The sequence below is a fragment of the Streptomyces sp. SCSIO 30461 genome, from assembly GCF_037023745.1.
Taxonomy (GTDB): Bacteria; Actinomycetota; Actinomycetes; order Streptomycetales; family Streptomycetaceae; genus Streptomyces.
Map to the genome: position 1 here is coordinate 4,516,445 of NZ_CP146101.1, position 13,030 is coordinate 4,529,474.

11 protein-coding genes are annotated in these 13,030 nt (G+C 69.6%); 2 read left to right on the forward strand and 9 right to left on the reverse strand.

Annotated elements, in window-relative coordinates:
- Positions 1-46: 46 nt before the first annotated feature.
- The 4 genes from V1460_RS20025 to tatA form a co-directional block, all read right to left on the reverse strand.
- Positions 47-802, reverse strand: a complete 756-nt coding sequence (locus tag V1460_RS20025; protein WP_338675020.1) for a hypothetical protein — start codon at positions 800-802, stop codon at positions 47-49.
- Positions 803-1,874: 1,072 nt separating this feature from the next.
- A complete protein-coding gene (locus tag V1460_RS20030) occupies positions 1,875-2,306 on the reverse strand; it encodes a sec-independent translocase (RefSeq protein WP_338675021.1) in 432 nt (143 codons plus the stop codon).
- A 148-nt stretch (positions 2,307-2,454) separates the two neighbouring features.
- A complete protein-coding gene (locus V1460_RS20035; protein ID WP_338675022.1) occupies positions 2,455-3,819 on the reverse strand; it encodes a hypothetical protein in 1,365 nt (454 codons plus the stop codon).
- 434 nt (positions 3,820-4,253) lie between these two features.
- Positions 4,254-4,541: a Sec-independent protein translocase subunit TatA gene (gene tatA, locus V1460_RS20040; RefSeq protein ID WP_338675023.1), complete on the reverse strand. Its 288-nt coding sequence runs from the start codon at positions 4,539-4,541 to the stop codon at positions 4,254-4,256.
- Positions 4,542-4,675: 134 nt separating this feature from the next.
- Between tatA and V1460_RS20045 the strand changes: the two genes are divergently transcribed.
- Together V1460_RS20045 and V1460_RS20050 are read left to right on the forward strand one after the other, a co-directional pair.
- On the forward strand, positions 4,676-6,220 hold the full coding sequence (locus V1460_RS20045) for an LCP family protein (RefSeq protein WP_338675024.1): 1,545 nt from the start codon (positions 4,676-4,678) through the stop codon (positions 6,218-6,220).
- A gap of 550 nt (positions 6,221-6,770) precedes the next feature.
- Positions 6,771-7,319 (forward strand): ATP-binding protein, encoded by a 549-nt coding sequence (locus V1460_RS20050; RefSeq protein WP_338675025.1) that lies wholly within the window; start codon positions 6,771-6,773, stop codon positions 7,317-7,319.
- Positions 7,320-7,797: 478 nt separating this feature from the next.
- On the opposite strand, the gene V1460_RS20055 is transcribed toward V1460_RS20050, so the two are convergent.
- The 5 genes from V1460_RS20055 to V1460_RS20075 all read right to left on the reverse strand — a co-directional run bounded on the left by V1460_RS20055 (position 7,798) and on the right by V1460_RS20075 (position 12,997).
- Positions 7,798-8,415 carry a TetR/AcrR family transcriptional regulator gene (locus tag V1460_RS20055; protein WP_338675026.1) on the reverse strand — a complete coding sequence of 206 codons (618 nt, stop codon included), beginning with the start codon at positions 8,413-8,415 and terminating at the stop codon, positions 7,798-7,800.
- 334 nt (positions 8,416-8,749) lie between these two features.
- Positions 8,750-8,995 (reverse strand): hypothetical protein, encoded by a 246-nt coding sequence (locus V1460_RS20060; RefSeq protein WP_338675027.1) that lies wholly within the window; start codon positions 8,993-8,995, stop codon positions 8,750-8,752.
- A gap of 563 nt (positions 8,996-9,558) precedes the next feature.
- A complete protein-coding gene (locus V1460_RS20065) occupies positions 9,559-9,702 on the reverse strand; it encodes a hypothetical protein (RefSeq protein WP_338675028.1) in 144 nt (47 codons plus the stop codon).
- A 288-nt stretch (positions 9,703-9,990) separates the two neighbouring features.
- Positions 9,991-12,663 (reverse strand): magnesium-translocating P-type ATPase, encoded by a 2,673-nt coding sequence (gene mgtA / locus V1460_RS20070; RefSeq protein ID WP_407077497.1) that lies wholly within the window; start codon positions 12,661-12,663, stop codon positions 9,991-9,993.
- Positions 12,656-12,997, reverse strand: coding sequence for a metalloregulator ArsR/SmtB family transcription factor (locus V1460_RS20075; RefSeq protein WP_338675030.1), 342 nt, complete (start codon positions 12,995-12,997; stop codon positions 12,656-12,658). The genes mgtA and V1460_RS20075 overlap by 8 nt, the downstream gene beginning before the upstream one ends.
- Positions 12,998-13,030: the final 33 nt, after the last annotated feature.

Genomic DNA, 13,030 nt, shown 5'->3' on the forward strand with positions numbered 1-13,030 from the left:
CCGGTGCCCGAGGGGCACTCGGGCCGCCTCGGGGATCCGGCTGTCGTCACACGACAGCGAATCCCGCGGGCGGCCCCCGGGAGACGATCGCGTACACCAGGGGCAGCAGACGCGACGGGGACGATGGGCCGCGACGGCGGCGCAGCCGCGGGCGATACGGAGGTACGGGCAGCGCCGACAGCAGCCGCAGCGGCGCGGTCAGCCATCCGGCGAGCGCACGCAGGATACGGAACGCAGCCCGCTCACCGTGGGCCAGCCACAGCCCGGCGAGCAACGCCGCCAGAAGGTGGGCGACGAGCATGCCCAGGGACGACGTGTCTCCGAACAGCACGTCCAGGTAATGCGTATGGCCGGAGTGGCCCACGTCAGCCACGCCACCCAAGAGGGAGGCGTCGCCCGCATGCTCGATTGAGGCGCCGTGCCCGTGGTTCGCCGCCATCCTCTCCACAGCGCCCGGGTGGTCCTGGCCGGTGCCGCCTGCACCCATGGGGTGGTGACCCTGATGGACGGAAGCGGCTGCATGTGGGGTGTGGCCGACGGCGGCAGCCCGGGACTGTGTGAGGGAAAAGGCGGTGTGCAGTGCGGTCTGGACGGTGACCACCACGGTCACGACCGACAGCAGTCCCCGCTCACGGCTCGCCAGGCACCAGCCCAGGACGCCGGCTGCGAGGAATCCACCGGCCAGCGTCCACTCGGGCACGGAGTCCGCGGACATCATCGTGTGACCGAGGGCGGCGAGCAGCACGCATACGGCCGCGAACACAGCGGCTCTCAGGGTGCGTGAACACCACCCGGCAGTCATGACGCCTCATCCTCGCATCCTGACGTTCGTCGTCGTGCATGGGTACGTGCCCGGCCCCCGTTGCCGACTCAAACCTGATCATATGATCCTGGGCACATTGAGGTGCGGGGCGGCAGAGCGTTCTCATCGATGAATACCACGGGGAGTTGGCGTCCGGCAGACTGCCACGCTCGCCTCGATGGTCTGCCCCGTCCGGCGCTCCACGAGCGCACTGGTCCCCGGTGGACGCGATCGGTGAACGACTGGAGGGCCCACGTCCCGCGAGGAGGATTTCGGGAACGGCCGTCAGGAACGAGTCCCGAGGGCCCGGCGCGTGTTCGGCCACCAGGAAGGCGCCTCGTGCGCACGGCGCATCAGGACCGTAGGGCGGAAGGACCCCGGGAGCGTCTCATTCGGCTCCGGTCGCACCGCGAACGGCACTCCGCCCGGACCGCGCCCGGCTCAGGGTCCCGCGTGGCACGGTCTTCCGGGCGGTCCCCGCCGGGACAGCCGCAGCAGACCGAGGGCGCCGGCGGGCCCTCACCCGGGCCTCCGCAGGGTGCGGCCGCGTTGCACGGTCGCTCCACGACCGCTGACGGGGTCTTCAGGAGGACGTCGAGCCCGGGCGGACCACCACGGCGACGGCCCTGACGGTCCCGCCATGCTCGAACTTGAGTATGGACGGCACGATGTCGCCCGGTCGCAGTCCCGTCCTGGGCCGCAGGGTTGAGGCCCACACCGTGTGGGGACATGGAGAGCCCGCCGCCTGCCGGAACGGCCGCCGACGCCACTTCGTCGCGGTACGCCCCACCTTGCCCCGTGCTGCGGTGACGGGTCAGCGCGACCTCGGCCAGGGCGGAAGGCGAAGTGGCTCCGATCAGACGAGTGCACACGCCACCTCCAGTTGGTCGGATTCCGACCGTTGTGAGTTCCCGTAGCCGCGTACCGGTGAAAGCAGCGGGGGCGATGCCGGGAGCGCGGGAGCGCACGGCCCGTCACGGCATGCCCCGAGCGTCGGCGCGACCACGCTTCGCACGGCATCGCAAGGGGCGCGGGAGCGAGCCGCCTGCGCAATCAACCGGTCACGCAACTCTCACGTTGCCTCGTCGTCGAACCGCGGACCGGTCGGTGTCGTCTCCGGTGCGGCCTTGGTGAACGAGCCCGGTCGTTGGCCTGCGTCCCGCAGACATGCGTCAGCCACCTCGCCCAGGGCGTCACCGACTTCCCTGAGGTCCTTGCGCACGTCAAGGCGGTCCGCGGCCTCGGCGAGTCGGAGCCCTTCACCGCCTTCCACAAGGTGCTTGCGCACGAATGCCCTGGGATGGAGGTCCTCGAAGGCGAAATCCTGGTACTCCGGCCCCAGTTCACTCCGAATCTCACGCTCGGCGTCGTCGGCGAAGGAGCGCACCTTCCGCAACACCGCCGTCGCACTCCGGACGAGCGCGGGTAGTCGCTCCGGCCCGAGGACCAGGACGGCGACGACCGACAGGAGGAGGAGCTTGAGGGGACTCAGATCGGTCAGCATCCACGCCCTCTTCGCTCGGCGGCCTCCGAGGACGCCAGGGAGCCGTACGCCACACCCCGGGCCCTGCTCCGCTCGACCGGTCCGACGGCCGTGGCCACGGCGCCGGCAGCACGGCTTTCGGCGTCCGCAGCGCTGGGCGGGCACGCGGTCACCAGTCCCCTCCCCCGAACCCGTCTCCCGTATCTGCTCCGAACCCGGTGCCGGCTGGCCCTCCCCCGTAGTCGGCCGGATCGAAGTCCGCTCCGCTGAACTCACCGCCATCCGGAAAGTGCTGATCGTCGAGGAGGTCTGCTACCGCGAAGGCGGCCGGGGCGCCGAGCACGGAGCCGAGAGCCGTACCCACGAGGAGTCCCGTGAGAACCCCGCCTGCTCCTCCGAAGTAGCCACCGGCCCAAGGGGCATAGGCGGGACCTGCGTCCCAGTAAGGCTTCGGCCCTTGCTGGGTGACCACCATACGAGCGGCCGGGTCCTGTCCCGAGTGGATGCGTGCCGCATCGGCGGCGCAGGTGGGCACCGGCCGTGCGGTGCCGTACGGCGGGGACCAGAAGGTGTCGGTGACCGAGGGACCGTGGCGCGGGTCGAAGAAGCACGGCAGGCGGCGCTGGGGTAGCGGGGCGCCGGTGCGGCGGGCTTCCAGCGTCGCGAGCGCGAACCGCCCCTCGGCGAGGGTCTTCGTGACCGGTTGGATGTCTGCCGGGCGGGCGGCCGAGGCGATCTGCTCCTTGGCCGTGTCGTACATGTCCAGCGCGTAGGTGTAGTCATCGCGCATGGAGTCCGTCGCTTCGGGATGCGAAGGCGAGAACGCAGCTCCGTCCAGTTCCTCTCCGAATGCCGTGATGTCCTCGTCCACAAGGATACGCAGGGCGTCCAGTTCGTCCCGCTCCCGAGTGGCGCGCTTCTTGTCGGCCCGCCGGTGCAGGGCGTAGGCGCCACCGCCACAGACCACCAGCACGCCTCCGGCGATCCATGCCGATGCCGCTCCGGAGCGGTCTTCCCCGCTGCCGTTCGCCCAGGAGGCGGGGGCGTTGCCCTTGGCCTGCTTCAGCGCCTGGTCGACGAAGGCGTCGAGTTCGGTCTCGGGATCGTGTACGGAAGGGCGCACGGCGTTCTTGAGGTTGTCGACCGCGTTCTGGGACATGACGCTCGGGTCGGCACCGGCGTTGAAGCCGTCACCGAGGTGGATGGCGTAGACGCCGGTGATGCGCGTGAGGGCCCGCACCGATGACAGCACCGACACTCGGGGGTACTCGGGCGTGCTCGGCAGCACGGCGACGAAGACCGGTTTGTTCGCGTTCCTGATGCGTTCCGCGAGGGCTTCGGCGTACGTCCCCGGCAACTGCTCCGCGGCCCGCGGGTCGACGTAGACAGGGCTCTTCCTCAACGCGTCAGCGACGGCCTCCACACCACTCGCCGCATGAGCGGTTGCGGGCAGGAGGCCCGTGACGGCGAGCAGCAGCACAGCCAGGACGGCGATCGTGCACGCACGTGCACCGCCCCGTCGCACGGTGGGCATCTTGGGATTTCCTCCAGAGGTGTGCAGGACGCGCGGAACAGCAACGGGAGGTCCGCCATCGGAGCCGTTCGTATCGGCGCCGTGCCGCGCCGGTGGTTTCGCGTGGCATCGGCCCGCCGCCATCCCAGTGGGTGAGAACCGCGACGCGGACGCGGTGCGGCCCCCTCCGACTCGGCTCGTGTCCGCTGTGGAGCCCCTCGTCGATCCGAGGCATGACGAGAGGGCACCCCCCACCGTCACGCTCTTTCAGTTGCGCAATATAGCAAGTTATCAGCAGGGGGCGTCCGGCCTACCCCCGCCGAGCGCCCCGAAGACCACTCGACCGCAGGTCGTGGCGCCACACGGACCGCCGAGCGCCGAGGCCTCCACCCCGACCCACGGACCGAGCGACGGGCGACACACCGTGCGCGGTCGAGCCCGCGAGCTTCCCGGCATCAGCGGGCACCGTTGCCGTCGTCCACGGGAGGAGCGCCGGCCACACCCGCCCCCGGGGCATCCTTGACCACGCGCGGGACCGGTGCCCCACTCTCGCCACCCGAGAACGACTCCGCGGGCTGCGGCGTCGCGTCGTCGGCCCTCATGGCCTTGGCCTCGCTCTTGAGAATCCGTATGGACTTGCCCAGCGCACGTGCGGTGTCAGGCAGTTTCCTGGACCCGAACAGCACAACGACGACGAGGACCACGATCAGCAGGTGCCAGGGTTCCAGGCCGTTGCGGAGCATCGCGCCACCTTCCCTTCTCCTCGGACGGGACACTCGGCCGGTATTCCCATCCACATGATTGCTATATTGCGCAACTATACAAGCAATGGGGGGTCTTCCCTCCGTAGCAGTACGACGGATGAGGGGCCACAACCATGCCGACGAGTCACCACGCCGTCCCGTCCCGCCGCGCGGGCGGCACCGAGCCACCCCGCCGCGGACGGTCCCGCGGCACCGGCGCACGAAGGTGTCGCCCTCGCCGCCCGCTGCGCACCCCACTCCTCGTCGTGCTGGCCGTGGCGGTGCTCGGCACGGCGGGGCTGGGATGGGTCTACCTGAAGCTGAACCGCAACTTCGACATCTTCGACGCCGACGGCGTCTCCAAGAACCGTCCGACTGCCGATGTATCGAAGGGCGAGAACGTCCTGGTCATCGGATCCGACGCACGCACCAACGGGAACAGCGAATTCGGTGGCGGCGAACGGGACGACGTGGGTCGCTCCGACACCGCGTTGCTTCTGCATGTCCACGCCGACCACCGGCACGCGGTAGCCGTGTCGATTCCCCGCGACACATTGGTCGCAATTCCCCCGTGCAGGCGGCCCGACGGCAGCTGGACGAAGACGCAGCGGAATGCGATGTTCAACGCGGCCTACTCCGTCGGCAACGCCCCCGAGGGCAACCCCGCGTGCACCCAGAACACGGTCGAGAACCTGACGGGGCTCCGTGTCGACCACACCGTGGTGATGGACTTCAAGGGCTTCACAGCGCTCACGGACGTCGTGGGCGGGGTCACGGTCTGCCTCCCGAAGGACGTCTACGAGAGCGACCTCAATCCCCACCGCGCCACCCGGGGCAAGCGGCTGTTCATCAAAGGGCGGCAGGACGTGTCCGGGGAGAAGGCACTTGACTACGTACGCATCCGGCACGGTATCGGCGACGGCTCCGACATCGGGCGCATCAAGCGCCAGCAGGCTTTCTTGGCGAGTCTGTTCACCAAGGTGAAGAGCGACGGGCTCACCCCGACCAAACTGTTGCCCCTCGCCGACGCCGCCACCAAGTCGTTGACCGTCGACCCCGGGTTGGGGACGGTGGACAAACTGGTCTCATTCGCGGTGTCGTTGAAGGACATCGACCTCCACAACACGAAGTTCGTCACCATACCCTGGCGGTACGAGGGCTCGCGGGTCGCGATCGTCGAGCCGGATGCCTCCGAACTGTGGGCGGCGCTCAGGGCCGACCGCACGGTCGACGGCGAGGACACGGGCGCCACGAAGGACGGGGCAGCCTCAGCTCCGCCACCGGGTGCCCGCACGGACACGCCCGCGAAGAAAGTCGATGTCGCCGTCTACAACGGAACCACCACCGAGGGCCTGGCCGCCCGCGCAGCCTCGACGCTCACCCGGCACGGATTCACTGTCACCCGTACCGCCAACGCCAGCACCCAGGACCACTCGACCACTGTCGTCGAGTTCGACTCGCGTCTCAAGGCACAGGCCCGACAGGTCGCCGACCTCTTCCCCGGGGCCGAGCTCACGGCCGGACCCAGCGCGGGCATAAAGGTCGTCCTCGGCAGGAACTACACGAACCCGGTCGCCGGCTCAGAGGCTCCGAACGCCGTCCCCCCGTCGGTGCCGAACAGCACACGTTCGGCAGACGACGATCCGTGCTCGGACCTGACCTTCGGGTCAGGAGGGTGAGGCCCGGTCGACGGCGCACCATCCACCAGGACAGCGCATTGCGCCCAGCCCTCCCCTGCCCCCCGGGCTCGTGCGCTCTCGGGCGGCGAGACGTCCTGAACTGCCGGGTGAGGGTGGGTTGTCGGGCTGTGGTCAGGTGATCTACTGACGGAAGCGGTTCGTGATGACGGAGGTGTCTGACGCCTCATCGCAACCAGTGCCATCCTTGCTGATTGCCGCTGTGTTCCGCTACTTTCACCACGATGCGGGCTCCATCTCCGAGGATCCCGACCGCCTGCTTTGGACCTCGCCGACGTCCTCGACGCGCTGCCTGATCCGCGCCGTCGGCAGGGCCGCCGACTGACAACGCCTTGCACTCGAGTCGAACCGCTCATCACGCGTATCAGAAATTCTTTCCGCTCACATGTTTGACGTAGCGCGTGCTACGGGCATCCCGTGAATGTTGCACATGCTACGTGAATGCTGGACGTCCACCCGACCGCTTGATCGACGGGATCCGGTTCGGCCAGCCGGACACACTTCGTCAACGCTTTGGAAGGTTCTGGTTCCCATGGCCTTTGAGATCACCGGCCATGACGCGATCTCCGCCGCGCCCTGTCGGGGGATGCTGCAGCGAGTCCGCCGCCTACGGCGTGAGTCGCGGGGGCGGAAGCGGGCCTTGGGCCGCGTGTTCCGTCGGCAGCCGGTGAGATCGTCGGGCACCTCTCGCAACGGCACCGCAGACCGGGAGGCGTCATGGTCCCTGTCGAGGGACCTGGCGTCGCCCCACCGTGCGCGGACCCTGGTGGCCGCGCAGTTCGACGAGTGGGCTCTGCGGGATGTGGACAGTACCGCCGAGCTCCTGGTCAGCGAACTGGTCACCAACGCGGTGCGTCACACGCGCGGCCCTCTGCGACTCAATCTGTTGGTCCATGACGGCCGTCTGCGCTGCGAAGTGGAGGACACCAGCAGCGTCAGTCCGATGTGTGCGCCGGCCGACGACGAGGCCGAAGGCGGGCGGGGGATGGTGATCCTCGATGTGCTCGCGGACGTATGGGGCAGCTGCCGCACCCCCACAGGCAAGACCACGTGGTTCGAAGTGCCGACGGTGAGGTCGTGACCGCTTGACCGGGCCGGGCGCTTCCCGTGCCATGGGCACCGTGTCGCTGATGCGCAAAGGGGCTCGACACCATGTCGGATGGGCCTTCGCCCGCCCGGCGACCGTCTGACGGCGGGCACCGCGCTCACAGCCTGTACTCACACCTTGCTGTGCGGAGTGTGCCGGCCCTGCGTTCCGCCGAGCGCCAGGGCTGGCAGCAGCGGACCTGCTCGGCCGGAACGGTGCTTCAATGGGCATTGATCCGGCCGAAGACAGGATGCTGCGGATTGCCATGCCGCCGATGTGGTTGCGTCTGCTGCCTGCCGGGGTGCTCGCCGCGCTCATCGTCGCTCAGTTCCACGGACGGGACGGTACAGCTCGGTGCCTACTACGCGACGGTGGCCCCTGTGGCCGCCCTCACCTGTGGTGTCGCCGGCACCGCCGTCACCGTGGTGGCCGTGATGACGGTCATGCTGCTGCCGATAGTGGGCCCCACGCGTCATGTGTCCGCCGGCAGGTTCCGGGCAGACTGCCAGGCAGGTTCGAGGCCGTCGAGGAGGGCCCGGTAGGCCCTGTCCGCACGGTCCCATTGACCATCGGCCAGGGGCGCGAGAAGAAGGCCGATTGTGGCGTCGATGAGGAGGGTGGCGTGGTCCTTGGCGCGCTCTTCCGGGAAGCCGACGCCTAGGAGTGCCGAGGCCAGGAGCTCTGTCCACTGCGTGATGACGTCGCGCGTGACCGGCCCGTACCGGTCAGGATGGAGCAGGCTGCCTGCCAGCACATCAACATAGAGCGGGAAGGCGGCGCGGACGCCGGGGGCCGTGAACTGCCGCCACACCTCCTCCATGAGCTTACGCATGCCCGCGGCGTCCTCGGGCGGGCCTGTGGACTCGAGCAATCTACGGATGCGCACGAGAGGGCGCTGCTCGTCCCTGGCCAGGACTTCCGTGATCAGGCGTTCTTTGGAGCCGAAGTAGTAGAGGAGCATCCTGTCGCTCACCCCCACGGCCCGGCCGAGCGGGCGGAGGGAAAGGTCCGACACACCGTTTCGTATCACGTAAGCGCGGATCCGGTCGAGAAGGTCCCGGCGTTTGGCCAGGTCAGGCTGTCGCGGCATCGACCCCTCCCTCAAGTGGACCGGTGCTGGCGGTACGCCGTCGCACGAGTGTCCCTCCGATGGTACGAGTGCCCGCGTGCAGGCGTGCACGAGGCGTCTCGCGCACTTCACCGCCGGGCTCGGCGGAGGAGCAAGGCCGCCCTCGAACCGGAGACCGGGTTCCCACCGTGCCGTGACCGCCGGACACCGCCCCGCCCCTGGCACCGCCGGCAGTTGGATCGGCCCGGAGAGGCAGCCCGGTAGGCGCATCAGCCGTGTCACGTGCTCGCGGTGGTTCCAGGCGCACGGGGAATCCCGGGGAAGCCCCACCCATACCCGATATGTTCTCTTCCGGTCATGTGCGACCCTCCTCGTCTCCCAGTGGCCGTTCACCGAGTCCGCTCAGAAGCATCGCCAGGTCGGCATGCTCTTCCGGATCCCAGTCACCGAGCAGGGCGGCCAGGGCCTGATGCCGGGCGCGTTCGAGCCCTGCCTTCGTGTTACGGCCCTCATCAGTGAGAACCAGTAGGTTGTTCGTCACCGTCGCGAGCCGGCGGTCGTGCAGCTGGGCAACAGCGGAGTCGACGATGTCCGTGCCCACCACACTCTCTGCCGCCAGACGCGGCAGGTCGACCGGAACATGGCCGGGCGAAACCGGGCACCCGGGCTCCCGCCGCCTTGAGGCGCTCGCGCATGACGCGCTTGTCCCGTACCGCCCGGCGAGCTTGAGCCGACAGGCCATGAAGGCCCGGACTCGCCGCGACCACTGCGGTGGTCTCCACGAGGAATTCGTCGCCGGCCACCACCGCGTCGATGGGGTGGCGCCGGTGCAGTCCACGGGCTGCGGCGAGGATCTGGCCGATGTCCCAGCAGTCGATGCGCACCAGGTCGTCGATAGTGCTGAGGACATCGTCGGGAATCACATACGGAGCACGCGCGACCGAGATGACGCTGACGCGCATCCCGCGACCTGCCGCAGCCGCCGGGTAGCAGAGCCCCGATGAGACGGGTCCGATGACGACGGCGTGCATGGGTACCTCCAGATGGGTTCTCGGTCGCCATCTGCAGCGCGCCCCGTTGGAGGGACTGCTCAGATGCCCTTCGGGAGCGTCAGGGGAAGTCTCGGGCTGGCGCGCCCGGTCTGCCTTCGTGCACAACTCCAGCTCAGCGGCCAGTCCTGGCCACTTCCCGCACGGCATCGGCGATGATGGCGCTTCCGGTGTCGATGTCCTCCGGACGGTGCGCGGCTGTGGCGTTCACACGCAGCCGGGCCGAGCCGGCGGGCACCGAGGGCAGTATGGCGGCCATGACCAAAACGCCCCTGCGCTGACAAAACTTCACCACCTCCAAGGCGGCGGCGGTCCGAGTTCCACCGGATCTGCAAGGCTGAGGAGTGGGCCCGGTTCTGCGGCTCCGTCACCGACTGGGAACACACGATGTACGGCGACGAGGGCTGTTGATGAGCGCCGTGTACTCACAACGTGCCTCCTCGAGGCAGTTGAATGACAAGGTGGCCCTTCTCTACTCAGAAGGATCATGGGGGAAGCCACCCCCTGCCCCGACGTCGTCCGGTCATCACGCAACGGATGGCACCGGTCACGTCGCAGGAGGCGCTGCCCCGCTGAGGCGGACGGCCTCGGCGCGACGGCGCTCGTCACGTGCACGGGCCGCGAGGAGGGCAGCGGCGTAGACGGCGAGAACACAGCCGAGAAGCAGATAGTAGGTGGGCGGCAGGGCGCTCAGGCCAAGCACCGACCCGAGCGGTGAGGGCGGCAGGACGAGTCCCACGACGGCCAGCGCCGCCGCCGCCCACTGGACCGGTCCGAGGGCACCTCGCGCGACGCGGCGGTGGCCGGTGCGCAGGATCACCATCACCAGTGCCTGGGTGAGCAGGTTCTCGGTGAACCAGCCGGAGTGGAAGAGCGCTTCGTCGCCGCCCGCCCCCGCGCTTCGGAGGGACAGCGCCAGAGCGCCGAAGGTGGCCAGGTCGGCAAGCGCGTTGAGCGCTCCGAAGCCGGTGAGGAAACGGAGCAGGGCCCCGGGGCTCAGCCGGATCGGGCGGCGCAGCACGGACGGGTCGGGGCGGTCGTAGGCGAACGCGAGCTGAGCCGTGTCGAAGCACAGGTTCTGGACCAGCACCTGTGTGGGGAGCATCGGCAGAAAGGGCAGGAGCAGACCGGCGGACAGCATCGCGATGACGTTGCCGAGGTTCGACGACAGCGTGACGCGCAAGTACCTGGCGATGTTGCCACCGCTGAACCGGCCGGACCTGACAGCGTGGCCGATCGCGGTGAGGTCCTTCTCGGCCAGGATCACATCGGCGCTCTCGCGGGCCACATCGGTGGCACCGCGAGGGGCGATGCCCACGTCGGCGGCGCGCAGGGCGGGCAGGTCGTTGACGCCGTCCCCGAGGTACCCGACGGTACGGCCCGTGGACCGCAGGGCGGCTGTGATGCGCGCCTTGTGGTCGGGGGTGCAGCGGGCGAAGACCGTCGTCCGGGGGACGAGCTCGGCGAGGTCGGCGTCGCTGAGGCGGTCGATGCGGTCCGCGGTCAGGACGTGGTCCGGGCCGCTGGGAAGGTCGAGGTCCCGGCAGACGCGGGCCGCGGTGCCCGGATGATCACCCGTGAGGATCTTGACGGAGACGCCCTGCTCGGCGAGCGCGCCGAGCGCGCCGGCGGCGGTCGGCGCGACTGCGTCGCGGAAGGTGATCAAGCCGCGGAGGGTCAGACCGTGTTCATCGGACGCTGTGTAGGGCCCGGTACGCGCACGGCGTTCTGACGTGGCGACGGCGAGTACGCGCAAACCCTCCTCGGCCGCGGCCGCAGCCAGGGACGACAGCCGTCGGTGCCCGTCCTGCTCCGGCGTGCAGCGCGCGAGGACTTCTTCGACCGCTCCCTTGACCACGAGCGTGTGGGTTCCGAGGCGACCTGGGGTGCGGACGACCGCGGTGGAGAGCCGGCGCTGCGGGTCGAAGGGTACGGCCGCCACGGCGTCGTATGCCAGGACGTCGTCCTCGACTGCCGCGTCCAGGACCGCCGCGTCGAGGGCGTCGGGTGCGGGCAGCTCGGCGAGTTGCAGAGTCCACCAGGCGTTGACGGCCGCCCAGCGCAGCACCTCGACGTCTTCGCGGCCTACCGCGTCCAGACACCGTTCCACGATCGGCCGGTCCTGCGTGAGGGTACCGGTCTTGTCGAGGCACAGCACCTCGACGGCACCGAGGTCGTGCAACGCCGGCAGCCGCTTGACGATGACACAGTGTGCCCGGGCGAGGTGCGCGGCGCCCCTCGCCAGGCAGGTCGTCACGATGACCGGCAGCATCTCCGGGGTCAGCCCCACCGCCACGGCCACGGCGAACGGCAGCATTTCGAGACCGCGTCCGCGCAGTGCCGCGTTAGCCATCAGCACGAGCGGCGGGGCAAGCAGCATGAAACGGATGAGGATCCACGAGATGCCGTGCACCGACCGGTCGAAGGTACTCGGCTCCCACTGCCACGCCGAAGCCCCGCCGGTGGCTGCGAGGCAGGTGCGCGCTCCCGTCCCGACGACGACGGCGGTGCCGCTGCCGGACGCGACGCTACTGCCCCGGAAGCACAGCTGGGGCTGTGCGAGCACGCTGCCGTCGCCCGACGCCGGGATGTCGACGGCGTACTTCGCCGCAGGCGTCGATTCGCCGGTCAATGCGGACTGGTGGACCGACAGACCGCTCGCGCGGAGCAGCCGCACGTCCGCGGGGACCACGTCCCCCGGGCCGAGCCGGACGACGTCACCGGGGACCAGTTCGTCCACCGGGACTTCCCTGGCCTTCGGGGGCGCGTCCTCGCCTGCGCGCCGCACCACGGTCGACGTGGTGCTCACGAGCCGACGCAGCGCGGCCGTCGACCGGTCCGCCCGGTGCTCACCGGCGGCGCGCAACACGCAGCTGACGACGACGAGGAAGAGGATCACACAGGCGGTCCCCCAGGCCTGCACGGCGGCGCTCACAGCTCCGAGGCCGAGCAGCACGGCCGTGAACGGGTCCCGCAGTCCGCGGACGACCAACCTCGGCCAGGTCGGGCTTCGACGCGCCGGGAGTGCGTTGTCGCCGAAGAGCTCCAGGCGCAGTGCCGCTTGGGCCTCGGTCAGTCCGCGCGGGCCGCAGTCCAGCTGCCTGAGCACCTGCAGCACCGTCGCCGCGTCGAGTCCGGCGGCACCGTTGCACGCTGCCTGGCTGGCTGCGTGCAACGGTGCTCCGGCGGCCTTTCCTGCGGCGGTGGCAGTCCTAAGCACGGGTCCCGTGGAGTCGGTGCACCGAGCCGGAAGCCTCTTCGGCGCGAACGGACAGCTGGCCGACCATGATCTGGACAATGCTGACGACATCGGGATTGTCGATGTAGTAGACCTGCCGGCGGCCCTCGCGGCGGGACCGTACGAGTCCGGCGAGCTTCAGCTTCGACAGGTGCTGGCTGACCGCGGGGAGTGCTCCCCCCACGCGCTCGGCGAGGTTCGTGACGTCACTCTCGCCCTGAGCCAGTGCCCAGACGATGTGAAGCCGGTGCGCGGCGGACAGCAACCCAAAGGTGGCAGCCGCCTCCGCGAGGACCTCGGCGGAGGGGTCCTTCATGCCACCGACGCTCTTCACCACGGTCCACTCCCG

Excerpts from the sequence above, each read along its gene's own strand:
- V1460_RS20025 (WP_338675020.1), bottom strand. The coding sequence starts at position 802 with ATGACTGCCGGGTGGTGTTCACGCACCCTGAGAGCCGCTGTGTTCGCG.
- V1460_RS20030 (WP_338675021.1), bottom strand. The coding sequence starts at position 2,306 with ATGCTGACCGATCTGAGTCCCCTCAAGCTCCTCCTCCTGTCGGTCGTC.
- V1460_RS20035 (WP_338675022.1), bottom strand. The coding sequence starts at position 3,819 with ATGCCCACCGTGCGACGGGGCGGTGCACGTGCGTGCACGATCGCCGTC.
- tatA (WP_338675023.1), bottom strand. The coding sequence starts at position 4,541 with ATGCTCCGCAACGGCCTGGAACCCTGGCACCTGCTGATCGTGGTCCTC.
- V1460_RS20045 (WP_338675024.1), top strand. The coding sequence starts at position 4,676 with ATGCCGACGAGTCACCACGCCGTCCCGTCCCGCCGCGCGGGCGGCACC.
- V1460_RS20050 (WP_338675025.1), top strand. The coding sequence starts at position 6,771 with ATGGCCTTTGAGATCACCGGCCATGACGCGATCTCCGCCGCGCCCTGT.
- V1460_RS20055 (WP_338675026.1), bottom strand. The coding sequence starts at position 8,415 with ATGCCGCGACAGCCTGACCTGGCCAAACGCCGGGACCTTCTCGACCGG.
- V1460_RS20065 (WP_338675028.1), bottom strand. The coding sequence starts at position 9,702 with ATGGCCGCCATACTGCCCTCGGTGCCCGCCGGCTCGGCCCGGCTGCGT.
- V1460_RS20075 (WP_338675030.1), bottom strand. The coding sequence starts at position 12,997 with ATGAAGGACCCCTCCGCCGAGGTCCTCGCGGAGGCGGCTGCCACCTTT.